Consider the following 24,404-nt stretch of genomic DNA (forward strand, 5'->3'; position numbering starts at 1 on the left):
CTTGGACTTATATGTATGGAGGTGACCATGATGGTATGGTATGACATTGTACTAAGATTATTTATTGCAATTATTGTAGGTGCTTGCATCGGAATGGAACGACAATGGAGACATAGGATGGCTGGGCTACGGACAAATGCTCTCGTATCACTTGGTGCCTGTATATTTGTTTTATTATCCGTCATGATTGATCACGATGCTAGCCCTTCACGTATTGCCGCTCAAGTCGTCAGTGGGATTGGTTTTTTAGGAGGCGGCGTTATTATCCGCGATGGTTTTAGTATTAGGGGGCTTAATACTGCGGCTACCCTATGGTGCGCTGCTGCTGTTGGTACTCTTACAGGCGCTGGTTTTCTCATTGCAGCTATATTAGGTGCAGCTGGCGTTTTACTAGCAAATATACTACTTCGCCCAATCGCTCTCTTTATGAATCAGAAATCAAAAGAAGAATCACCTGAACAAACGAACTACTTCCTTTCTCTTACTTGTTCAGAAGAACATGAAGCCCATATTCGTTTTTTACTTATGCACATGGTAAGTTCTGAAGGCATCGGTTTAAAAGAATTGTATAGTGAAGACGTAGATTCTAAGCAAAAAGTGTGTATACAAGCTACATTACATTGCAATACAAATGCAGCAGTCTTAATTGAAAAAATAGTGAGTAGAATGCTATTAGAAGCTGGCGTTACTGCAGCTGGGTGGAAAACTTCATTAGATTTAGAAGCAAGTTAAAAATGAAAGGTGTCATGATATTTACATCTTCATGGCACCTTCTACATAAACTTATTTTCTAATTTTTGCTGAAAAGACTTTTCTTGTTTACGTAATAATTGACTACCTCGTTGTAAAATCGGCATTCCATACTTATCATTAATTTGATCAATGACAGCAAGTAGCGGCTCTTCTTTCGCATCTTCTTCAAATGAAAACAAATCTAATTGCTTCACCGATTCAGTCTTCCACTCTATTTCAGTAGCTGTAACACCTAATAAACGAACGGAATCACCGTCCCAATGTTGCTTCCATAAACGAGATGCTGCTTGAAAAATATCTCGTTCTTCCCAAATGGCATTTTTCAATTGCTTACTCCTTGTTACTGTCCGCCTATCATGATATTTAATCATAATCTGAATATTATAGCTGACAAGAGTTCGCTTTTGTAATCTTTTACTCACTGATTTCGATAGCCTTTCTAACATATCAAGTAATTCTTTCTCTTCCTCCATATCCTTTGAAAAAGTCATCGAATTACCAACGCTTTTATGTTGTCCCATTTGACTCGGATCAACTTCTCTATCATCCACACCTTTTGCCCGCTTTTGTAAATCAACACCATGCTTTCCAATTTTAGCACGAATGATATGTTCGTTCCCTTTCGCTAACTGCTCAATTGTTTGTATATGAATATCATTTAATTTCTCAGCTGTTTTTTCTCCAATCCCATGCATCGCTCCAACCGGAAGTGGCCAAATCATTTCTGGAATATCTCGTTTTCGGAGCACGGTAATACCGAGAGGCTTTTTCATATCAGAAGCTGTTTTTGCTAGGAAAAGGTTTGGAGCAATTCCGATGCTACACGGCAACTGTAACTCTGTTAATAACGCTTGCTGAATCATCTTTGCTATTTCAAGAGGTGAACCGAGTGCGTAACAATCTGTAATATCTAAATATCCCTCATCTATTGATACTGGTTGTATTTTTTCCGTAAAACGGGAAAGGATTTGAAACATTTGAAATGAAGCTTCACGATATAATGTAAAATTAGGGCGCCTTACAACTAATTGTGGACATAACCTTTTCGCTTCCCAAAGTGGCATCGTTGTACGTATTCCATATTCTCTCGCCTCATAACTACATGTGATGATAATTCCTTTTCTTTCTTTTTCATTTCCAGCAACCGCTAACGGCTTCCCCTGTAATGATGGGTCATGAGCAATTTCAACAGATGCAAAAAAACAATTCATATCTACATGTAAAATAACACGGCCCTTTTTCGGATACATTTCTCGCATAGTACTCACTCCCTCCAAAGAACATTTGTTCCTTCATTATACCAAATTCATGTACAATATAATAATTACTTATTCTTTTTATCCTTATTTTTGCTATACTTAATATAGATATGGATATTTTTGTAAAAGGAGTGATCTATTATGAAATCAAACAGTAACCTCAATTATACATTTCTCATTATTATATTAATCATCTTAATTAATTATTTATTACTCCCTATTTTTGATATTAACGTAGCAGGGATTCTTCCAAGTCTACTAGGCATTATAACAAAGGACATACTGCCATGGATTTTCTTGTATTGGCTGATCCGCCTTGTAAAAGCAATCGAATCAAAATAAAAAGCGTGTAAATCAGTTGTGATTTACACGCTTTTTCTATTATATTACTTCGCTACTTCTTCAATAATTGCAACAACTAATTCTGCTGTTTTCGCTAATTCTTCAACAGGAATCTTTTCATTTGTTGTATGAATTTCTTCATAACCAACTGCTAAGTTAACTGTTGGAATACCGTGTCCTGCAATTACGTTTGCATCACTTCCGCCACCACTTTGGTGAAGAGAAGGTGTACGACCAATTTTTTCAGCTGCACGTTTTGCAACTTCTACAACGTGATCGCCATCAGCAAATTTAAATCCTGGATACATAACGTTTACTTCAACGTCTGCATGACCGCCCATTTCTTTTGCAGTTGTTTCAAATGCTTCTTTCATTTTCGCAACTTGCGCTTCCATTTTTTCATTGATTAAAGAACGCGCTTCTGCAAAGATTTGTACGTGATCGCAAACGATATTCGTTTGTGTACCACCTTCAAAACGTCCAATATTTGCAGTTGTTTCAGAATCAATACGGCCAAGTGGCATTTTCGCAATTGCTTTCGCTGCGATAGTAATTGCAGATACACCTTTTTCTGGTGCTACACCAGCATGAGCTGTTTTCCCGCGAATAATCGCATTCACTTTCGCTTGTGTTGGAGCTGCAACAACGATTTCACCAACTTTTCCATCGCTATCTAATGCGTAACCGTATTTCGCAGTAATGCGCTCACGATCTAATGCTTTTGCACCAACAAGACCAGATTCTTCTCCAACTGTAATAATAAATTCAATTGTACCATGAGGGATATTTTTCTCTTTTAAAACACGGATTGCTTCGAACATGGATGCTAATCCTGCTTTATCATCTGCACCTAAAATCGTAGTACCATCTGATACGATATATCCATCTTTAATAGAAGGCTTAATTCCATTACCAGGAACTACTGTATCCATATGAGAAGTAAAGTAAATTGTATCAACACCATCTTTTGTTGCTGGTAATGTACAAATTAAGTTACCTGCACCATGCCCAGTAACAGCCATTGTGTCATCTTCAAATACTTCTACACCTAAATCTGTAAATTTCTTTGTTAATACTTTGCAAATTTCTGCTTCAAATTTCGTTTCAGAATCTACTTGTACTAACTCCATAAATTCATTTACTAAACGTTCTTGATTAATCATAAGACTGCGCCTCCTGCACTACCATTATGTATGTAACACTATTAATTATAACAGAATTTCGCAAAAGTTTCGAAATACAAGACAAAAAACAGACGGTTTATATGTCTAGATAACCATCTGCTTTCTATTACTCATTTAACAATACCCAGCGCATATGATCTTCCCACACTCCATTAACCATTAACATCTTCCTAGACACGCCCTCATACTGAAAACCTATCTTCGTCACGACTTGTATAGATGCTAAATTTCGTGGCATAATCGGTGCTTCTATACGATGTAATTGAAATTCCTCAAAAGCAACTTGAATCGCTTTTCTAAGCGCTTCTGTCGTATAACCTTTGTTTAACTCTTCCTTATCTAATTTATAACTGAGTACACAAGATTGGTAAATTCCACGAACGATTAAATTAAATGAAATACATCCAATTATTTTCGTATCATCACCCTTTTTAAAAATCCATAATCTAATGATTTTACCTTCTGCGAACTCTTTTCTATCCTTTTGTAACTTTTTCTTTTGATAATCTAACGTAAAAAAATCCTCTGGTCTATACTCTTCCCAGGCTTTTAAAAATTCACGATTTCTGTCGTAATATTGAAGAACTTTTTCAGCATACGACTCATCAATTTCCCTTAAATGTAAACGATTTGTTTCATATATTTTCATCATCGTATCTCCATTCTTCAGCTTGCATAACAAAAAACTTATACCCTATCATTCTTATATATTCTCTACGTACATACAAATTTCCTGTTATACTTTACACGCACTTCTCGAATTTTGTCATTTCTCTCCCCCTTGTCCACAATATCATTTCTCGTTACAATGATATTGTACTGATTTGCAAGGAGGTTTAACGATGCATAAAAAAGCTCAAAAAGTTATGATTTATGTAATGCTAATTTCTATGCTTGTAACAACATTACTTGCTGGCGCAAGTATGTTTTGGTAAAAAGGACGATCTGTTCGTCCTTTTTTTACTTTTTACACATAACAAAATAAACCATCTCGAAATCGAGATGGTTTATTTTATGTAAAGCACAATCGCTACAATACTAAAGGAAAATGACATTACAAGTGCTAGCACAAAACTTGTATATTGTTTCTGCTGAAATGCCCCAATAACAAAAGTAAGATTAAGTAATGCCATACATACAATCGCTACAAGATAAGAACATATATTAAAAGTTGCCAATATGAATGTAATAATAAATAGAAATCCCATAAAAAACTGCATATACGAAAGTTTTGGATTCAAGTACATATGAGCAACTCCTTTATCTAATTTAATCTTTCTATACTCTCATTAACGCATGGTTATGTACACATGTCAAGACAACTTATTACAATAGAAAAAACCAACTTTTTCGTTGGCTTTTTCATATGCAATGGCTCCTTTTTCTTTTGCCAATTGCTGAAATGACTTTTTCGATTTTACAATCCACACTTTCGTTCCAATTGGAATACGATCAAATAAATACTCCACATCATTTTTCTTCATTCTTATACACCCTTGTGAAATATACTTTCCAATTGAACTCGGTTGGTTTGTTCCATGTATTCCATATTTACTCCCATCAGTTCCTCGTGCATTAAATCCCATCCACCTAGATCCAAGTGGATTTTTCGGTGATCCCCCTGGAATATCTTTTGCAATATAATACGGATCCTTTGCTTTCATTACAATATCAAAAGTTCCCTCTGGGGTTAATTCATTTGTTTTTCCTGTCGCGACTGGAAAAACCTTTTGAATCTTCCCATCGTCAATATAAGCTAGTTTATTCGTCGCTTTATTTACAATAATAAAAGGATCACCGGCACGTGGATTATCACCAAGGGGCCAAATAGGCGATAAAGAAAGACATAATAGGAGAGAGAGAAGATACGGCATAAATAATTCCTACCTTCTATATAAGTTCTTTTATATTATCCTTTCCCTTAAAACGACTTTTAATGAGTAAATATTGTTCCATTTCGTATACAAGTTGAACAAGTTTCGCACGTATCTCAAATTCTTCACGTGTAGCCGGCAATGGCATCGCTCTAAATAATTCTCTCATTTCTTGAAGCTGTCTTAAAGAAATAACCCCGGTACTCTGAGGGCTAATAGCATTACTAATGTTTTCAACCACATCCGCAATCATGTCAGCTTGTTCATATGTCCACGATAAAGAAGCTGCTAACGGAATCATTCGCTCTAAAATTTCGAATTGTTGCATGCGCATATTAAAATAACGATAGTAATAGTCATCTTCTCGCATAAATGCATTCTCAAGTTTCTTAAACGATAAATCTCTAGCTTCATTTAGCATCTGTTCAGTCTCAATAAGTTCTGCCCCGCTCCAACTACTTTCTCGATTTCGTAAATACACAACCATTTCAAACAAAATCGTTTTAAAATTACTTTCTATTTTACCTTGATACTCTTTTAGCTTACTTTCACTACTTGGCATATACATATTCACTAAGAGAGCCACGCTAATCCCTACCGTTAATATCGCAATTTCATTTCCAACAATAAGCCATGTAATTTGTTTCAATGAATATAGATGCATCACAATAACTGAACTCGTGACAATACCTTCTTGAATTTTAAGCATAACTGCCGTCGGAATAAATGTAAGTAATAATACGCTAATTGCTAGTGGTGTATATCCAATTGTTTCAAAAATACAAAATGCGAACACCATTGATAATACACAAGCTAAAAAACGATGTAACGATACTTGAAGAGATTTACGTTTCGTATTTTGTACACATAATATAACTAAAATACCCGCTGAACTATAAAATTCTAATCCTAATAACTGAGCAATAAAAACGGCTGCGCCTGTCCCTATCGCTGTTTTTACTGTACGGTATCCAATTTTGAACATAGCATTGCTCCTATATGTATAAACGTATTTACAGTTAGTATAAAAAAAGGATGACACAATGTCATCCTTTTCTACTTATTATTCACGTATCCTTTACATATTACAATATTTTTTGTAAAAATTGTTGTGCACGCTCACTTTTCGGTGCTGCAAAAAATTCTGCTGGCGCACTATCTTCTACAAGTTTTCCACCATCTAAAAAGAGAACACGATCTGCTACTTCTTTTGCAAATCCCATTTCATGTGTAACAATTGCCATTGTCATTCCTGTCGTAACTAATGATTTCATAACTTCTAGCACTTCTTTTACCATCTCTGGATCTAATGCGGATGTTGGTTCATCAAATAACATTACTTCTGGTTCCATCGCTAGCGCTCTCGCAATTGCTACACGTTGCTTTTGTCCTCCCGAAAGACGATTTGGATACGTATCTTTTTTATCTAATAAACCGACCTTTTCTAAAAGTTTCTCGGCTTTCTTTTCAGCTTCTTGTTTCTGTACCCCTTTTACATTGATAGGAGCATACGTAATATTTTCTAATACAGTCATATGAGGAAATAAGTGAAAATGCTGAAATACCATTCCGACATTTTCACGAACGTGCATAATATTCGTTTTCGGATTCGTTACTTCTTCCGTTCCAATCCAAATGTGACCATTTGTCGGTGCTTCTAACACATTCATACAGCGTAAAAATGTCGATTTCCCTGATCCAGACGGTCCAATAATTGCTACTACTTCCCCTTTTCCAATCGTTGTTGTAATTCCTTTTAATACTTCGTTTTTTCCAAATGATTTATGAAGGTTTTCAATTTTAATCACTTTTCTTCATTCTCCCTTCAATTGCCTTCCCGACTAATGTAAGAATAATGACTAGCATATAATAAATGAATCCAACAAAAAGTAATGGTTCAAGATATTTAAATGTCTCCCCGCCTACGATGTAAGCACGACGCATTAAATCCGTCGCTCCTATTACTGTTACTACAGCCGATTCTTTCGTAAGTGTCGCAAACTCGTTCACAAGCGCTGGTAATATATTTTTTAATGCTTGAGGGAAAATAATATTTCGCATCATTTTCCCGTAAGGAATCCCTAAAGCCATCGCTGCTTCTGTTTGTCCTTTATCAACCGCTTGAATGCCGGCGCGAATTACCTCTGACATATATGCACCTGAATTTAAGCTAAATGCTAATACAGCTGCTACGAATGCCGGTATTTCATAGCCAATTATTTGCGGGACACCGAAATAAATAATCATTAATTGCAATACAAGTGGTGTACCACGGAAAATTGATGTATAAAAATCTGCCACTATATTTAATGCTCGTATTCTAGCAATTTTGCAAAGCGCTAATAACGTTCCTAAAATAAACCCAACTAACGCTGATACTGCTACAATTTTTAAAGTAACTTCTAGGCCTTTTAATATATATGGTATCGAAGGCGTAATTGCCGAAAAATCTAAGTTCATTCTTTTCATTCCCCTCACAGAAAAGTGAAAGGCAGCTTATTTTTCGCTACCAAACCATTTCTTCACTAATTTATCCATTTCTCCATTTTCTTGCATTTTTTTAATTACTTTATTAAATTCAGCTGTTTTGTCACTGTTTTTCGGAAGGGCAATTGCTGCTCCAACTTCTTCTGGCGCTTCTTTAATTTCAATTCCTTGTAAATCTTTCATTTTCTCTAAATAATTTTTAGCAACTGTGTCTTCTATAATTGCAGCGTCAAAACGACCAGCTTTAATTTCTTGTACGATTTCTGGTATACGGTCACGTCCCTCAACTTTGAAATCTACTTGTTTTTTAAATTCTGCTGCTTTCTCTTCTTGAATAGACCCTGTTTGTACTCCTACTTTTTTCCCTTTTAAATCCTCTACAGATTGAATGTTAGAGTCCTTTTTAGAAATGACCATGTTTTTCGCAACAAAATAAATATCTGTGAAATCAACATTATTTTTACGCTCTGCAGTTGGCGTCATACCCGCCATTACGAAATCAACTTTTCCTGAGCTAAGAGATGCTAATAAACCACCAAAATCCATATCTTTCACTTTCACTTCATAACCAAGTTCTTTTCCGATATATTTAGCGACATCGACATCAAAGCCGATAATTTCATCACTTTTTGAAGCTTCTACGTATTCATATGGTTTATAATCTGCTGAAGTCCCCATAACCAGTACTTTTTTATTTTTTCCAGTAGCCTTTTCTTCCCCATTACTACAAGCACTGAACATACTTATAATTAAAATAAGTGCAAACGATATTGATAATAACTTCTTCATCTTTCTTCCCCCTAATAATGTATATTTAAAAGCTTAATAGAATATTTATTCGATGTTTGTATTGTATCAGCACTTTTATTTTTATGCAATATATAAAATAAAAATAAAAAAAATCATTAAAATAGCTGTTAGTTATGCATAAAATAATGCATAAAAAAAAAAAAAAAAAAAAAAAAAAAAAAAAAAAAAAAAAAAAAAAAAAAAAAAAAACTTTTTAAATTATAAAAAAAAAAAAAAATATAAACAATAACATAATGTAATAATTTTTATTCAGTTTTGTATTTTTTCAGCCTTTTTTTTTTAAAGCAAAAAAAAAAAAAAAAAAAAAAAAAAACAATAAAAAAAAAAATAAAAAAAAAAAAAAAAAAAAAAAAAAAAAAAAAAAAAAAAAAAAAAAAAAAAAAAAAAAAACAAAGTAATGTATATCCTATCGTTTTGAATCATAAATAAAAAAGGCGCTACACCCACTTAATTGTGAGCGTAGCGCCTTTTCAATTATTTATAGTTCTTCGCAATTCTCTTCGAAATACGATTGTAGTTTTGCAATAACTTGCATCGGTTCATGACCTTCAATTTCATGACGCTCTACCATCGTTACAATTTTTCCATCTTTTAATAAAGCAAATGACGGAGAAGATGGTGGATACCCTTCGAAATATTCACGAGCTCTTGCTGTCGCTTCTTTATCTTGACCTGCAAACACCGTTACAAGATGGTTAGGTCGTTTATCATAATGTACGGAATGCGCAGCAGCAGGACGAGCAATACCGCCTGCACAACCACATACAGAGTTTACCATTACAAGTGTTGTTCCATTTCTTTTAAACGCTTCTTCTACTGCTTCTGGCGTCGTTAATTCTGTATATCCAGCAGAGACAATCTCTTCACGAGCTTGGCGGACAACATCATTCATAAAAAAGTTAAAATTAATCAATCTTTTCCCTCCTCTAAAACTACCTATTTGTATCTTACCAGTTAATGTTTATGAAATACAAGTAAGTTTACTTGTATTTGGGTATAGAAAAGGTGTTAGAACCGTGTTCTAACACCTTTTTGTCACTTTTTCCATAATCTTCATATATTCACTAATCATTTTTTTATGCGACCCAACAATATAGTCAGGTAGTTCTGTTAGTGGGAAGAATTTAAGCTGAACCGCTTCTTCTTTGTTCATAACAAAATCTCCATCGTATTCGTCCGTATAATAAGCAGTCGTTACAGATTGAAATTCATCACCGTTTGCTAATTTTGTAAAATAGTTCGCTCCAGAAAACACATTGATTAATCGTAGGTTCTTCACCTTTATTCCTGTTTCTTCGTATACTTCACGAAAAGCAGTTTCTTCTGGGGATTCACTAAGCTCCATTAATCCGCCAGGCAGCCCCCATTTTCCGTAAGGCTCTGTTCTTTGTTGTAATAATACGTATCTATTTTCATTTATAACGAGTACAACAGCACCAACTAAAATTAAAGGGCGATGACCAACTATTTTCCGTAATTCTTCTACATATCCCATCGTTTCCCTCCTTTTTCGTTGTCCACACTATTGTATCATATGTATGAAACGACAAAATGCGTATATTTTTCATTTTTTTAACAAAATATTTATTTTATGTGCTTCATCTACTGTAGCTAACAAAATGGATTCAACTTCTGCGTTTTTCTCTAGAAATTCTCTCGCCCATTCTTCTGTTTTCCCTAATAAAGCAAGAACATCTTGCTGAATCCTCCCATCCTTTACTAATACAAAAGAAACTGGAGATTTTTTTCCCGCCACTTTCAGGTCAAACCGCGAAACTCCCTCATATTCTGGATACCGAAATATAGAAACGACACCGTTCGCTTCCCATAATGCTAATTTGATCGTTTGAATATCGCTCACATTTCGCATACGAAGTTCTGAAAATAAATATTCCACCGTAATTCTCGCTTTTTTCAAATTGCTAAAATCAATGGAACCATTGTGTATAAGAATGATAGGTGCTGGCTCTAAAAAGCGTCTCCATCTATCCCATTTCAACATTAAAACTGAACTTATAATATGAAGTACAACGAGTATAAACGTTGTAATCATCGAGCCCATTAATCCTACTTTTTCATCAGACAATGCGTTAGAAATATTTCCGCCAAGCAATAACACTAATACAACATCTAAAAAGCGAAGTTGTGCGATGGACCTTTGTCCCATTGCTTTCGCAACTAATATTAAAAATATGTATGCTATGATAGCCCGAATAACCCATTCACTATTAGAAAGATGCCGTGCTCCCTCAAAAATATGCATATGCATCACTTTGCACTCCTTACATCCCAAACTGCTAGTCTGTTTTAGTTTGCAACGTTTATGAGTATATATGTAAAAAAGCTGGTTCGTTTAAAAACGAACCAGCTTTTTTTACTTAACGGAAAACATATACTTTTTATACGTTTTTCGTACCGATAATATGAGACCCATCATAATCATATTCGAGAACAAGGAACTTCCCCCATACGATAAGAAAGGTAATGCAATCCCTTTTACAGGCATTAATCCAACGATCATACCGATGTTTTGGAATATTTGAACCGTTAATATCCCAATCGATCCAGCACATAATAATGTACCGAATAAATTATCAGCAGAATAACCGATAATAATTGTTCTATATAGTAGTAATAGGAACAAGAATACAACTAACGCTGCTACGATAAATCCACCTTCTTCGGCAATTGTAGCGAAAATAAAGTCTGTATGCTTCTCAGGGATATAAACGTTCCCTTCGCCAAACCCTTTCCCTTCCATACCGCCACTACCTACAGCTAAAATTGATTGCTGTGTTTGATAACCTTGATCTGTATGTTCAAATGGATCTAACCAACCTAAAATACGTGATTGTTGGTGCGGTTTTAGTAGCGTAACTAACTTATTAAAGAAGAAATCCTCATACCTTACGTAAATAAATATTAACGTAGATAGTATGGTGACTGGAATAACTGTACATAACGCTATCAATTTCTTCTGAATACCTGACATAAATAAAATACATGCAATTGCAGCAGCATATAAGAACACCATCCCTGTATCCGGTTGGCTATATACAACAGCAATAGGCGGGAGGGATACTAGTACAATTTTACCTACTAATTTTAAGTCCGTTTGGAATGTCCTTGCCATATACTGTGCATTATGTTTCACTGCTATACTTGCTACTACGAGAAGCAATGAAATTTTGAAAAACTCAGATGGTTGAATTTGTCCAACTAACGGAAATACAAACCATCTTTTTGCACCTAATTTTTCAGGTGTGAAAGTGGAAACCGGTAGTATTTTCAAAAGAATAAGTGAAGCAAATCCAACGATATAAAGTGGCCAAGACAATTTTTGCAATTGATCTAAGTCAATGCTTGCAACAAGCAATAACAATACAACCCCAATTATGTAGTTCAAACCCTGTTTCATCGCAAAGTTTGCCTCTCCATATTGGCCAGTTTGCTGACTGCTATATATAGCAGCTATACTCGTAACACATAATGCTAACAAAATTAATATTAATTTTACATCTAAACTTTTTAGAAACTCGGTACTTCTTTTCATGACATCCTCCTGAAACATTGTTACAGCAAAATAAAAAACCAGGAGTCAACATTCTTCATGTTTTGACGACTGATTACACATTATCTATAAAACACTTATATAGAATAACTCTCTTTTTCATACAATACAATATATTATACTACAGTTTCATCAGTAAGATTTGCCAAAAAAATTATTCTTTTCTTATTTTATATCCATATACCATATATCAGCAATGTATTTTCATAAATTCCTAATACATAATCGTTCATTGTAAGATTACTGGGAAAGGTATTATACATATAGTAGGATGTAGATGAAGAAATAGGATGATAAAAAGCTCGCATAAGCGAGCTTTTCATTAATATACAGACGTATTATTTTCTGACGTATTTTCTAAAATTTCTTTTACACGTCCTAAGAACTTACCACAAATTAAGCCATCTAGTACACGGTGATCAAGTGATAGACATAAGTTAACCATGTCACGAGCACCAAACATGCCATTATCCATAATTACTGGGCGTTTTACAATTGATTCAACTTGTAAAATAGCCGCTTGTGGGTAATTAATAATCCCCATAGATTGAACAGAACCGAATGATCCTGTGTTATTAATTGTAAATGTTCCGCCTTGCATTTCGTCCGCTTTTAACGATTTCGTACGTACTTTTCCTGCAAGTTCTGTAATTTCACGAGCGATGCCTTTAATTGTCTTCTCGTCCGCATGTTTAATTACTGGTACAAATAGTTCGTCCTCTGTTGCAACAGCGATAGAAAGGTTAATATCTTTCTTCTGAACGATTTTATCGCCAGCCCACATTGAATTAATTTGAGGGTATTCTTTTAACGCTTGTGCTACTGCTTTTACGAAGAAAGCAAAGAACGTTAAGTTAAAGCCTTCACGCTTTTTGAAATCACCTTTAATTGAATTACGGTATGACACAAGGTTTGTCACATCTACTTCAATCATCATCCAAGCGTGTGGCGCTTCGTGTTTACTACGTAACATGTTCGCTGCGATTGCTTTACGCACACCTGTTACTGGAATTTCGATATCGCCAGGCACTGTTGGTACAGAAACTGGTTTTGTAGCTTCTACTTTTTGCGCTACTGGCGCTACTTTTGGTGCTTCTGGACGCGCTTCTACTACTGCCGCTACCGCTTCCTCTTTCTTCGCCGCACCTGCTTGCGGAATATTTCCAGATTCCACTAGCTTTAAAATATCTTTACGAGTGATACGGCCGTTTGCTCCTGTACCTTCTACTAGATCTAAATCAACGTTATGCTCGCCCGCAAGTTTTAACACAGCTGGTGAAAAACGAGGTTTTCCATCAGTTGGTTGTTTTGCTTTCGGTGCTTTTTCAGGCGTAGCTACTTCTGCCTTTGGTTCTTCTTTTGTTTTTTCCTCAACTGCTGTTGCTGCTACTTCATCTGCGCCTTCTACTTGAATCACACAAACTACTTCACCTACAGCTAACGTATCACCTTCACCAGCGATTAACTCTTTCACAATACCAGTGAAAGAAGATGGTACTTCAGCATTTACTTTATCAGTCATTACTTCTGCAAGCGGATCATATTTGTTTACGTGATCGCCAACATTCACGAGCCATTTACTAATTGTACCCTCTGTAACGCTCTCCCCGAGCTGAGGCATTGTAATATTTTCTACAGCCATGTATAGTCCCCCCGATTAAAATTCCGCAAGTTCACGCATTGCTTTTTCAACTTTATCTGGATTTACCATAAAGAATTTTTCCATTGTTGGTGCATATGGCATTGCTGGAACGTCTGGACCTGCAAGACGTGCGATTGGTGCATCTAAATCAAACAGACAGTTTTCAGCAATAATTGCTGCCACTTCACTCATAATACTTCCTTCTTTATTGTCTTCTGTTACAAGAAGAACTTTACCTGTTTTAGAAGCTGCTTCAATGATTGCTTCTTTATCTAATGGATATACAGTACGTAAATCAAGAATGTGTGCAGAGATGCCATCTTGTGCTAACTTTTCAGCCGCTTGAAGAGCAAAATGAACACATAGTCCGTATGTGATAACAGTAATATCATCACCTTCACGTTTTACATCTGCTTTTCCGATTGGTAATACGTAATCATCTTCTGGCACTTCACCTTTAATTAAGCGATATGCACGTTTATGCTCAAAGAATAATACTGGATCTTCATCACGAATTGCAGCTTTTAGTAAACCTTTTGCATCATATGGTGTAGAAGGGATAACAATTTTTAAACCAGGTTGGTTTGCAAACATTGCTTCTACAGATTGTGAATGATACAACGCGCCGTGAACACCGCCGCCAAATGGCGCACGAACTGTAATTGGACAAGTCCAATCATTATTAGAACGGTAACGAATTTTTGCTGCCTCAGAAACAATTTGGTTTACTGCTGGCATGATGAAATCCGCAAACTGCATTTCAGCGATTGGACGCATTCCATACATTGCTGCACCAATTGCGACCCCAGCGATTGCAGATTCTGCAAGTGGTGTATCTAGCGCACGATCTTCACCAAATTGATCATATAATCCGTGTGTCGCTTTAAATACGCCACCTTTTTTACCAACATCTTCACCTAAAACGAATACTTTCTCATCGCGTTCCATTTCCTCGCGCATTGCTAATGTAATAGCATCAATATAAGACATTACAGCCATGAAACGTTCCCCCCTATTCTGCGTATACGTGCTTCAATGCATCTTCAGGTGCTGCATACGGAGCATTTTCTGCATATTCTGTTGCTTCATTTACGATATGCATAATTTCGTCTAACATTTGTTTTTCAGATTCCTCAGTCAACACGCCAACCTCTTTTAAATAAGCAGCAAATGTTATAATTGAATCATTTTTCTTCGCTTCTTCTACTTCTTCTTTATCACGATAAACACGATCATCGTCATCACTTGAATGTGCTGTTAAACGATATGATACTGTTTCAATTAAAGTTGGGCCTTCACCGCGTCGGCCACGGTCTGCTGCTTCTTTTACAGCTTTATATACTGCAAGCGGATCGTTTCCGTCTACTGTATATCCAGGCATACCGTATCCAATTGCACGATCTGATACATTTTTACAAGCTAATTGTTTTTCAACTGGAATAGAGATTGCGTATTTATTATTTTCACACATGAAAATAACAGGTAACTTGTGTACGCCAGCAAAGTTTGCACCTTCATGGAAATCACCTTGGTTAGAAGAACCTTCACCGAATGTAACAAACGTTACTAAATCTTTCTTTTCCATTTTTCCAGCTAATGCAATACCAACTGCATGTGGTACTTGCGTTGTTACTGGAGATGAACCTGTCACAATACGATTTTTCTTTTGGCCGAAGTGACCAGGCATTTGACGACCACCAGAGTTTGGATCTCCAGCTTTCGCGAAACCAGATAGCATCAGTTCTTTCGCTGTCATACCAAACGCTAATACAACACCCATATCACGGTAGTATGGTAATGCATAATCTTTCTCTCTATCAAGAGCGAATGCTGCTCCAACTTGTGCTGCCTCTTGTCCTTGACAAGAAATTACGAATGGAATTTTACCCGCACGGTTTAATAACCACATACGTTCGTCGATTTTACGTGCAAGTAACATCGTACGGAACATTTCTAATACTTGCTCATCACTTAAGCCAAGCTCTTCATGGCGCTTTTCTTTTACTTCTGCCATTTTTCATAACCTCCTAAATCCACATTTTTATGCGTGTAATGCTTTTCCATCTACAGCTAACGCTGCTTCACCAATCGCCTCAGATAATGATGGATGCGGATGAATTGTATGTGCTACTTCCCAAGGTGTTGCATCAAGTACTCTTGCAAGACCAGCTTCAGAAATCATATCTGTTACATGTGGTCCAATCATATGAACACCGAGAATGTCATTTGTTTCTTCATCAACTACAAGTTTTACGAAACCATCTGATTCGCCGTATACAAGCGCTTTTCCGATTGCACGGAATGAGAACTTACCTACTTTTAACTTATAGCCTTTTTCTTTTGCTTCTTGTTCTGTTAAACCGACAGAAGCAACTTCCGGACTGCTATATACGCATTTTGATACCATAGAATAATCAATTGGTGTAACTTCTTTACCAGCAATATGTTCTACTGCAGCAATTCCTTCATGAGAAGCAACGTGAGCAAGCTGTAAGCCACCGATTACATCACCGATTGCGTAAATATGAGTTTCTTTCGTTTGATAAAACTCATTTGTTTGAATGTATCCTTTTTCCACAACGATATCCGTATTCTCTAAACCAATATTTTGCGTATTGGCTTGTCGTCCTACAGATACAAGCATTTTTTCTGCTTTAAATTCTTTATTCTCACCGTTATGTTCAGCTTGAATTGTTACTCCATTATCTTTTACCAATGTTTCTGGTAATACTTTTGCACCAGTTACCACTTTAATACCTTTTTTCTTGAATAGACGTTGCATTTCTTTTGAAACGTCTTGATCTTCTAGTGGTAGAATCGTTTTCGCATACTCTAATACTGTAACTTCTACACCGAAGTCAGCAAGCATAGATGCCCACTCAATACCGATTACACCGCCACCAACGATAATAATTGAACTAGGAAGCGTTTCCATTTTTAGGGCATGATCGGAAGACATTACGTACTCTCCGTCTAATTCTAAACCTGGTAATGAATTTGGACGAGAACCTGTTGCAATAAGTACATTTTTTGGAATTAACATTTCATTCTCTTCTCCACTTGCAAGTTCAACTGAAATTGTCCCTGGCATCGGAGAGAAAATAGATGGACCAAGAATACGGCCAATACCTTCAAACACATCAATTTTACCTTGTTTCATTAAATGTTGAACGCCTTTATGAAGTTGCGTTACAATCTTCTCTTTACGCTCTTGTACTTTTGCAAAGTTTAGTTCTACATTACTTGCAATAACCCCGAACTCTTCACTTTTCTTAGCAGTTGCATATACTTCCGCACTACGTAAAAGAGCTTTACTAGGAATACATCCTTTGTGTAAACAAGTACCACCAAGATTTTCTTTTTCGACTAGTGCAGTTTTTAACCCTAGTTGTGATGCACGAATTGCAGCAACATATCCACCAGTACCGCCGCCAACGATGACTAAATCATATTCTTTTGCCATTATCTCAACCCCTAGCTACCGTTTCTTTTTCACGTACAACATATTCTTTTGGAGCTTCTTCTTCACGTAATACACGAAGTGCTCCTTCTGCTAATGCTTCTAACTCATCTTCGCCTGGATGTACGATAACATCTGCAATCCAGTCCACTCGCTCTTTTATTTCATCGACAAGAATTTTACTGTAAGCAAGTCCGCCAGTTAATACGATTGCATCGATTTTCCCGTGAAGTACTGCGCTAGCCCCGCCAATCTCTTTTGCAACTTGATACGCCATTGCCTTATAAATAAGAGTTGCTTCAGGATCACCTTTTTCAACCATTTGCTCTACTTTAATCGCATCATTTGTACCGATTAAACTTACAAGTCCACCTTGTCCGACAAGTTTTTTAATCATTTCATCTCGGTAATACTCACCAGAGAAACACATTTCTACTAGTTGTCCTACTGGTACTGTACCAGCGCGCTCTGGACTAAATGGGCCTTCTCCGTTTAAACCGTTATTCACATCGATTACTCTTCCTTTTTTATGAGCACCAACTGTAATACCGCCACCCATATGTGTAACTAATAAATTTAAATCTTCGTATTTGTGATTTAACTGTTGAGCTACTTTACGAGCAACTGCTTTTTGATTTAATGCATGGAAAATACTTTTACGTTCCATACCAGCAATACCACTTATACGAGCAACCGGCTCCATTTCATCTACAACGACAGGGTCTACAATGAATGCGGGAATATTTAATCCAGAAGCAATTTCATATGCTAAAATGCCCCCAAGGTTTGAAGCGTGATGACCGCTAAACCCATTTTTTAAATCTTCTAACATCGCATCGTTTACTGTGTATGTTCCGCCCTCGATTGGACGAAGTAATCCCCCGCGTCCACAAACTGCGTTTAACTTTGAAATGTTAATACCGTGAGAATGTAGAACTTCTAAGATCGTTTCTTTACGAAACTCATATTGGTCAATAATTCGCTTATATTTTCCAATCTGTTCTTCGTCATGACGAATCGTTTCTTCTAAAACGGGTCTTTCATTATCAAAAACACCGATTTTTGTGGATGTACTACCCGGATTAATAACAAGAATTCGATTTAAAGACACTGTTGCTACCTCCACTAATAAATTCAAAAGGAGGTGGAAACCTCATAAGAGGTCACCACACCTTTTGTAAAAGTAATATATGAATGATTAGCGACGGCTAATAATGTCGTGACCGTTGCGTAAGTATGTGCTACGAGAGTTTTTCAAGCTTGCAATGCGCTCTTCAGCTAGACGATCAGCTGCTACATAAGTTGCAATGCCATCGCGTTTTGAAATTTCGATTACTTTTGCAATTGTGTCATAAATTGACTCAACGCGTTTTAATGCACGTTCTCTATTGTATCCATATAACTCGTCTGCTACGTTAATTACGCCACCTGCATTAATTACATAATCTGGTGCGTATACGATACCCATTTCATGAATGATGTCGCCGTGACGATCTTCTTTTAATTGGTTATTCGCAGAACCAGCGATTACTTTTGCTTTAAGTTGTGGGATAGTTTCGTCATTAACTGTTGCGCCTAATGCACATGGTGCGTAAATATCACATTCAACACCGTAAATTTCATTTGGCTCAACTGCTGTTGCACCGAATTCTTCTACTGCACGTTGTACAGCTTCTTTATTAATATCTGTCACGATTAGTTTTGCTCCTTCAGCGTGTAAATGTTTGCATAGGTGATATGCTACGTTACCAACACCTTGAACAGCAATTACTTTTCCTTCTAAATTATCAGTACCGAAAGCTTCTTTCGCAGCAGCTTTCATACCACGATACACACCGTATGCAGTTACTGGAGATGGGTTACCAGAAGAACCGAATGATGGTGAAATACCTGTTACAAAGTCAGTTTCTTCGTGGATAATATCCATATCATCTACTGTTGTACCAACATCTTCAGCTGTAATGTAACGTCCGTTTAACCCTTGAATGTAACGTCCTAATGCACGGAACATTGCTTCGCTCTTATCTTTACGTGGATCACCGATAATTACTGTTTTCGCACCACCTAAGTTTAAACCAGCTGCTGCGTTTTTGTATGTCATCCCTTTTGCAAGACGCAATGCATCTTCAATCGCCGCTTCTTCAGAATCATATGTCCACATTCTTGTTCCACCAAGAGCTGGTCCAAGTGTTGTATCATGAATTGCAATGATTGCTTTTAAACCAGATTCTTTATCTTGACAAAATACTACTTGCTCATAATCATATTTTTCTAAGTATTCGAAGATTTCTAATGTCATTGTCGTTTCCCCCTAATTGTTTTACCCTATTTGGTTTATTTTGAAGCAGTCGCAACTGCCAATGCTAATGAATATACTTTTGTTTCTGCTGAATCAGCACGAGATGTTAAAACAATCGGTGCTTTTGCGCCAGCAATCATTGCTCCTACTTTTGCATCTGCAAAGTATACGAGTGATTTATATAGCACATTTCCAGCTTCAATCGTTGGGACGAGTAAAATGTCTGCCTTACCTGCTACATCACTTACTATGCCTTTATGTTCTGCTGCAATTTGTGATACTGCATTATCTAAAGCAAGTGGTCCATCAACGACACAATTTTTAATTTGTCCGCGGCGATTCATTTGAGTTAACATCGCTGCATCAATTGTCGCTTGCATCGCAGGATTCACAACCTCTACTGCTGTAATTGGTGCTACCTTTGGCAAATCCATTCCTATTGCCCGGGCAACTTCTACAGTATTCTGTATAATAGCAGCTTTCTGTGTTACATCAGGTGCAATGTTCATCGCTGCATCTGTAACAAAAATGAGACGATCGTAATTTGGAACTTCAAATGCTGCAACGTGTGAAAGTACGCTACCTTTACGAAGTCCCCACTCTTTATTTAATACAGCTTTCAAAATATTTGCTGTTGGGATGTTTCCCTTCATGAGCACATCTGCTTCGCCATTTCTTACAGCTTTCACAGAAAGTTCTGCAGCCTCAGCACTTGACTGTGCTGCAATCACTTCAATATGTTCTGAAGTTTGTAAATTATGTTCTTGTAACATCCCCATTATTTTTTCTTGGTTTCCATATAGACGAAATTGAGCTAGCTGTAATGCAATTGCTTTCGCTACAGCTTCAATTACTTCATGATCTTCAGCTACTGCTACAGCCACAGTTTTTTTAGGCTGGCCTGCCGCTTGATCAATTAAGTGTTCTAACTTCATATTTTGTAATCAACCCTTTCCGTCGTCCCTCGTCTTTTTATTAAGCAAATACCGTGCCAACTTTTTAAAGTGGTCTTACCAATAATGAAAACGCATTCAAAACACAGTAAAATCAATGCTTTGAAAAATAACAAAAGATTCTGTCTTATTTTGTCGCTTTTTGTATACCATGCAATAAATTGCACAGTACGCAATTTATTGCATGCTATTTTTTGCACACTCATACTTTTCTAGCTTGTAATATAAATTTCGAACCGAAATTCCTAACGCTCTTGCCGTTTGTGTTTTATTTCCACCAAATCTCTCTAAATATTCATGAATGATATTCCCTTCAAACTCCGTCACTAAATGTTCAAGTGGCTTTTCTTCTAACTCAGGTAATAAATGAGCTTGCTTTGACTCCACCTGCTCTTCGTTATGTAATGGGGGTAAATGTTGTACATCAATATAAGTCTCGTTATAATTCATAAAGATAATAGCTCTCCCCAAAATATTTTCAAGTTCCCTCACATTCCCTGGCCATTCATATGATTGTAAATATGAAATAGCAGAATTAGTGAGCCCCTCTATATTTCTGCCATAATCTTGGTTGATTTTTTGAATTAATCTGTCTGCGATTGCCGGTATATCCCCTTTACGCTGACGAAGAGATGGAATTTGAATTGGAATTTTATTTAATCGATAATATAAATCCTCCCTGAACTCTCCTTCTAAAATGGCTTTTTCTAAATTCACGTGCGTCGCTGCAATCACTCTGACATTAATAGGGATTGCTTTCGTTCCACCAACTTTTACAATCTCTTTTTCTTGCAAAACGCGAAGGAGTTTCGCTTGCGTATTGGCAGATAGTTCGCCTATTTCATCTAAAAAGATACTGCCGTTATTCGCTTCCTCAAAGAATCCACGTTTTCCGCCTCTTTTCGCGCCAGAAAATGCACCTTCCTCATAACCAAATAATTCACTTTCTAACAACGTCTCTGAAATAGCCGCACAGTTTACACGAACGAACTTATTATATTTTCGATTACTTCCATTATGGATAGCATGTGCAAACAATTCTTTACCTGTCCCTGACTCCCCGCGTAGCAATACTGTTGCTGGTGTATTCGCCCCCAGTTTTGCCTGCTCAATAGCAGCCGTTGTTTCATCTGAATTTCCGACAATGTCATCAAATGAATATTTCGCTTCTAACGTTCGAATAATTTGCCTTGCTCGATTCAATTCATTTGTTAACTTTTGAATTTCTGATACGTCACGAATTACACCAACGCTTCCTTTTAATATTCCATCTACAATGACCGGTGCTACGTTTACAATTACATCTCGCTTTTTTTGGCCAATCTTCATATGTATTCCTCGTACCGCCCTGCGCGTTCGAAGTACTTTCATATGCATACTTTCACCTTCTACAATATCAGTTGTAGCTGGCTTTCCAATAATGTCCTCTTCTGTTAAACCTGTTAATTTCGTATATGCAGGGTTAATTACTAAACCTCGACCTTTTTCATCCACGACCGAAATGGCTTCCTCAGACGAGTTAATAATCGCCTCAAGTAACGTTTGAATCTCCTTTAAATCTGTAACTTCTTCCGCAAGATCTACAACCTCTGTTATATCTTTAAAAATCGCAAATGCCCCTTGCACTTCTCCTCCCTCTTTTAATATTGGAATACGGGTTGTAATAATTTTCTTTCCATTCTCAAGCGTCAGTTCATAATTTACTTCTATTTGTTTCGTACGTATAATACGAAGCAACTTACTAGTCGGAATAACTTCTAAAATATATTTGCCTACCGCATCTTCTTTTTTATACCCGATAATACGCTCTGCACTTTTATTAAATAGGCGAACTTGTCCTTCTTGATCAATCACTATCATACCATCATGCGTAGAGTTTAAAATTAAATCACCTTGCTGTGTTTGTTCTTCTAACTTTCCAATTAAATCTTCCTTCTCATGTGCTAATCTCGTAACAATCTTTGCAATATCACCTGGTATAAGAAGAGTATCTTTATGCTTTTTCTTTAATAACTCTTTATGTAAATCATCATCACCTGTCATATCAAACATTACATCAATGTGCATAGAAAGAAACGGCGTTACACTCTCTCCAATGGTAACCCCGTATTCCTTAGCCATTTGCAATCCTTTTGCTACCGGATTTATATCAATAATCCCTATAATTTGAAATATATTCGAACTTTGCAACAGATTCAGCAATGTACTGCCACCTTCACCTGCACCAACAATTAAAACTTTTTGTTTCATATATTACACTTCCTCTCGAAGTATCTCTGCAAAATTTTTCACACCCTTATCTTACTCGTTCAGCCCCCTCTTGACAAACCCCCTTTTCATATAACATCATTAAAATAAACAAAATAATCTGAAAAGGAGAGTTTATATGCAGCGTTACCTTGCTCTATTATTAGCACTCATCCCTATTTCATTAGCTGTGTTTGGCATCAAATTAATGAGAGATACTGTATTCGGGATTCTATTTCCTCCACTCTCCATACTTTGGTTACAATTTTTAATTGGTGCTCTTTGCTTCGGACTAGGGTTTTATATTTTTGGTGGCTTCGTCTTACACCGAGACCGTAAACGAAATAAAGTACAAGCGCGCTTTAGAAGATAGGAAATTCCTACTACTTATCAATAAAAAAACGAGACCGTTACACGCGGTCTCATTTTTTTATTGGCAATAACGTTCTTGCCGTTTCAGGATAATCCGTAATAATCGCCGATATATTCATATTAAAATATTTACGCATAAGTGTTTCTTCATTAATTGTATAGGGCCGAACTTCTACATCACTTTCCATCGTTAATTCAGCAATGGCATCTTGAAGATAACGATAATTCGGATGCACTGCTGTAGCGCCCATTTTTTTCGCATATGCCCACGGGCTATGCAAGCCTTCACGATATAAAATCGCTGTTTGAATATCAGGAGCCATCATATGACACCTTTTCATGCTGTAGTGATTAAATGAAGAAAATATAACACGATCTTCTAGATTAAATTTCCGTACAAGCGTTATAACTTCTTCCTCTAAACCTCTGTATGGAATTTTATTGTTTTTAAGTTCAATATTAAGTAGCAACTTTGTTTTTTCAATCCATTCTAACACCTCTTCTAAAAGAGGTATTTTACAAAATCCTACTTTATCACCAAATTTATAGCTCGCATCTAATTTACATAAATCCTCATATACATAATTTCGGACCGCACCTTTTCCATTCGTTGTCCGGTCCACTGTTTCATCATGAATGACAACAACCTTTCCGTCTTTCGTTAATTGAACATCAAGCTCAATTCCATCTGCCTTAAAAGATTCAGCTGCTTCAAATGAAATCATCGTATTTTCTGGGTACGTTCCCGCTGCACCACGATGTGCAAATATAAGAGTCATCCTCACTCCCCCAATCTTTATGCTATACTATACGAAAAAGGAGGTACTTCTATGAGACCATTACAAATTTCTCCAGACACTGCAGTCCGCCTATCAAAAGCATTAGGTGTTCCACTTGAACAACTTATGCATATGCCGCAGCACATTTTAATTCAAAAGTTAGTTGAATTAGAAAAACAAAATAAAGACGAAGAATAATACAGTCCTGTTTCACAGGACTTTTTATTATTTTCTATTATATCATGGATGACTTGCTTGCTAAAATCCCTCATTGGATATACCGTGATTCAATTTAACCCTCGCTTCAAACATGTATATTAAATTAAAGTAAATAAAAAGACCAATGAATTCTAACATTCATTGGCCATGAAA

At 36.4% G+C, this 24,404-nt stretch carries 27 protein-coding genes; 5 read left to right on the forward strand and 22 right to left on the reverse strand.

From position 1 onward, the window contains the following. The first annotated feature begins 30 nt into the window (after positions 1 to 30). Complete coding sequence (locus tag EKQ63_RS22005; RefSeq protein WP_140168682.1) at positions 31 to 732, forward strand: MgtC/SapB family protein; 702 nt, start codon at positions 31 to 33, stop codon at positions 730 to 732. Between the two features lie 41 nt (positions 733 to 773). Here the strand turns inward: EKQ63_RS22005 and EKQ63_RS22010 are convergent, their stop codons facing one another. Next, positions 774 to 2,012 carry a DNA polymerase IV gene (locus EKQ63_RS22010; protein WP_048550729.1) on the reverse strand — a complete coding sequence of 413 codons (1,239 nt, stop codon included), beginning with the start codon at positions 2,010 to 2,012 and terminating at the stop codon, positions 774 to 776. Between the two features lie 141 nt (positions 2,013 to 2,153). Between EKQ63_RS22010 and EKQ63_RS22015 the strand changes: the two genes are divergently transcribed. Next, positions 2,154 to 2,354, forward strand: a complete 201-nt coding sequence (locus tag EKQ63_RS22015) for a hypothetical protein (RefSeq protein WP_087954341.1) — start codon at positions 2,154 to 2,156, stop codon at positions 2,352 to 2,354. A gap of 44 nt (positions 2,355 to 2,398) precedes the next feature. Here the strand turns inward: EKQ63_RS22015 and EKQ63_RS22020 are convergent, their stop codons facing one another. Together EKQ63_RS22020 and EKQ63_RS22025 are read right to left on the reverse strand one after the other, a co-directional pair. Next, positions 2,399 to 3,517, reverse strand: coding sequence for a tripeptidase T (locus EKQ63_RS22020; protein WP_000609808.1), 1,119 nt, complete (start codon positions 3,515 to 3,517; stop codon positions 2,399 to 2,401). Between the two features lie 127 nt (positions 3,518 to 3,644). Then, positions 3,645 to 4,190 carry a GNAT family N-acetyltransferase gene (locus EKQ63_RS22025; protein ID WP_139866734.1) on the reverse strand — a complete coding sequence of 182 codons (546 nt, stop codon included), beginning with the start codon at positions 4,188 to 4,190 and terminating at the stop codon, positions 3,645 to 3,647. A 190-nt stretch (positions 4,191 to 4,380) separates the two neighbouring features. Between EKQ63_RS22025 and prli42 the strand changes: the two genes are divergently transcribed. Beyond that, positions 4,381 to 4,473, forward strand: a complete 93-nt coding sequence (prli42, locus tag EKQ63_RS29970; RefSeq protein ID WP_000549038.1) for a stressosome-associated protein Prli42 — start codon at positions 4,381 to 4,383, stop codon at positions 4,471 to 4,473. Positions 4,474 to 4,545: 72 nt separating this feature from the next. Here the strand turns inward: prli42 and EKQ63_RS22030 are convergent, their stop codons facing one another. From EKQ63_RS22030 to EKQ63_RS22130, 18 genes are all read right to left on the reverse strand, one after another. Next, positions 4,546 to 4,785, reverse strand: a complete 240-nt coding sequence (locus tag EKQ63_RS22030) for a DUF3894 domain-containing protein (RefSeq protein ID WP_070806812.1) — start codon at positions 4,783 to 4,785, stop codon at positions 4,546 to 4,548. A gap of 66 nt (positions 4,786 to 4,851) precedes the next feature. After that, positions 4,852 to 5,412 (reverse strand): L,D-transpeptidase, encoded by a 561-nt coding sequence (locus EKQ63_RS22035; RefSeq protein ID WP_087954339.1) that lies wholly within the window; start codon positions 5,410 to 5,412, stop codon positions 4,852 to 4,854. Between the two features lie 16 nt (positions 5,413 to 5,428). Beyond that, complete coding sequence (locus tag EKQ63_RS22040; protein WP_087954338.1) at positions 5,429 to 6,397, reverse strand: aromatic acid exporter family protein; 969 nt, start codon at positions 6,395 to 6,397, stop codon at positions 5,429 to 5,431. Positions 6,398 to 6,497: 100 nt separating this feature from the next. After that, positions 6,498 to 7,220: an amino acid ABC transporter ATP-binding protein gene (locus EKQ63_RS22045; RefSeq protein ID WP_087954337.1), complete on the reverse strand. Its 723-nt coding sequence runs from the start codon at positions 7,218 to 7,220 to the stop codon at positions 6,498 to 6,500. Further along, positions 7,213 to 7,872 carry an amino acid ABC transporter permease gene (locus EKQ63_RS22050; protein ID WP_087954336.1) on the reverse strand — a complete coding sequence of 220 codons (660 nt, stop codon included), beginning with the start codon at positions 7,870 to 7,872 and terminating at the stop codon, positions 7,213 to 7,215. The genes EKQ63_RS22045 and EKQ63_RS22050 overlap by 8 nt, the downstream gene beginning before the upstream one ends. Before the next feature lie 36 nt (positions 7,873 to 7,908). Then, on the reverse strand, positions 7,909 to 8,688 hold the full coding sequence (locus EKQ63_RS22055) for a transporter substrate-binding domain-containing protein (protein ID WP_087996434.1): 780 nt from the start codon (positions 8,686 to 8,688) through the stop codon (positions 7,909 to 7,911). Positions 8,689 to 9,187: 499 nt separating this feature from the next. Beyond that, the gene (locus EKQ63_RS22065) at positions 9,188 to 9,601 is read right to left on the reverse strand and encodes a BrxA/BrxB family bacilliredoxin (RefSeq protein WP_001979317.1); all 414 of its coding nucleotides are present in this window, start codon (positions 9,599 to 9,601) and stop codon (positions 9,188 to 9,190) included. A gap of 129 nt (positions 9,602 to 9,730) precedes the next feature. After that, on the reverse strand, positions 9,731 to 10,204 hold the full coding sequence (locus EKQ63_RS22070) for an NUDIX hydrolase (RefSeq protein WP_087954334.1): 474 nt from the start codon (positions 10,202 to 10,204) through the stop codon (positions 9,731 to 9,733). Positions 10,205 to 10,273: 69 nt separating this feature from the next. Further along, complete coding sequence (locus EKQ63_RS22075) at positions 10,274 to 10,978, reverse strand: DUF421 domain-containing protein (protein ID WP_143881492.1); 705 nt, start codon at positions 10,976 to 10,978, stop codon at positions 10,274 to 10,276. Positions 10,979 to 11,083: 105 nt separating this feature from the next. Then, positions 11,084 to 12,262 carry an FtsW/RodA/SpoVE family cell cycle protein gene (locus EKQ63_RS22080; RefSeq protein ID WP_016718455.1) on the reverse strand — a complete coding sequence of 393 codons (1,179 nt, stop codon included), beginning with the start codon at positions 12,260 to 12,262 and terminating at the stop codon, positions 11,084 to 11,086. Between the two features lie 340 nt (positions 12,263 to 12,602). Continuing rightward, entirely contained in the window at positions 12,603 to 13,922 is a 1,320-nt protein-coding gene (locus EKQ63_RS22090) for a dihydrolipoamide acetyltransferase family protein (RefSeq protein WP_087954332.1), read from the reverse strand. A 15-nt stretch (positions 13,923 to 13,937) separates the two neighbouring features. Beyond that, entirely contained in the window at positions 13,938 to 14,921 is a 984-nt protein-coding gene (gene bfmBAB / locus EKQ63_RS22095) for a 3-methyl-2-oxobutanoate dehydrogenase subunit beta (protein WP_000290076.1), read from the reverse strand. Between the two features lie 13 nt (positions 14,922 to 14,934). Then, the gene (gene bfmBAA / locus EKQ63_RS22100) at positions 14,935 to 15,936 is read right to left on the reverse strand and encodes a 3-methyl-2-oxobutanoate dehydrogenase subunit alpha (protein ID WP_000852554.1); all 1,002 of its coding nucleotides are present in this window, start codon (positions 15,934 to 15,936) and stop codon (positions 14,935 to 14,937) included. A gap of 27 nt (positions 15,937 to 15,963) precedes the next feature. Continuing rightward, positions 15,964 to 17,385: a dihydrolipoyl dehydrogenase gene (gene lpdA / locus EKQ63_RS22105; protein WP_087954331.1), complete on the reverse strand. Its 1,422-nt coding sequence runs from the start codon at positions 17,383 to 17,385 to the stop codon at positions 15,964 to 15,966. A gap of 4 nt (positions 17,386 to 17,389) precedes the next feature. After that, positions 17,390 to 18,493, reverse strand: a complete 1,104-nt coding sequence (gene buk, locus EKQ63_RS22110; RefSeq protein ID WP_048550744.1) for a butyrate kinase — start codon at positions 18,491 to 18,493, stop codon at positions 17,390 to 17,392. Between the two features lie 87 nt (positions 18,494 to 18,580). Further along, positions 18,581 to 19,681, reverse strand: a complete 1,101-nt coding sequence (locus EKQ63_RS22115; RefSeq protein ID WP_000171362.1) for a leucine dehydrogenase — start codon at positions 19,679 to 19,681, stop codon at positions 18,581 to 18,583. A 35-nt stretch (positions 19,682 to 19,716) separates the two neighbouring features. Beyond that, positions 19,717 to 20,616, reverse strand: coding sequence for a phosphate butyryltransferase (gene yqiS / locus EKQ63_RS22120; RefSeq protein ID WP_143881493.1), 900 nt, complete (start codon positions 20,614 to 20,616; stop codon positions 19,717 to 19,719). 195 nt (positions 20,617 to 20,811) lie between these two features. After that, positions 20,812 to 22,884: a sigma-54 interaction domain-containing protein gene (locus EKQ63_RS22130; protein ID WP_048550748.1), complete on the reverse strand. Its 2,073-nt coding sequence runs from the start codon at positions 22,882 to 22,884 to the stop codon at positions 20,812 to 20,814. Between the two features lie 136 nt (positions 22,885 to 23,020). On the opposite strand from EKQ63_RS22130, the gene EKQ63_RS22135 reads away from it, so the two are divergent. Further along, positions 23,021 to 23,254, forward strand: a complete 234-nt coding sequence (locus EKQ63_RS22135) for a DUF2627 domain-containing protein (RefSeq protein ID WP_001190188.1) — start codon at positions 23,021 to 23,023, stop codon at positions 23,252 to 23,254. 49 nt (positions 23,255 to 23,303) lie between these two features. On the opposite strand, the gene EKQ63_RS22140 is transcribed toward EKQ63_RS22135, so the two are convergent. Then, positions 23,304 to 24,032 carry a glycerophosphodiester phosphodiesterase gene (locus tag EKQ63_RS22140; RefSeq protein ID WP_143881495.1) on the reverse strand — a complete coding sequence of 243 codons (729 nt, stop codon included), beginning with the start codon at positions 24,030 to 24,032 and terminating at the stop codon, positions 23,304 to 23,306. Positions 24,033 to 24,083: 51 nt separating this feature from the next. Between EKQ63_RS22140 and EKQ63_RS22145 the strand changes: the two genes are divergently transcribed. Further along, positions 24,084 to 24,230, forward strand: a complete 147-nt coding sequence (locus tag EKQ63_RS22145) for a YycC family protein (protein ID WP_001247671.1) — start codon at positions 24,084 to 24,086, stop codon at positions 24,228 to 24,230. Positions 24,231 to 24,404 lie beyond the last annotated feature (174 nt).

It is taken from the genome of Bacillus sp. BD59S (assembly GCF_007363175.1).
GTDB classification, from domain to species: domain Bacteria; phylum Bacillota; class Bacilli; order Bacillales; family Bacillaceae_G; genus Bacillus_A; species Bacillus_A pacificus.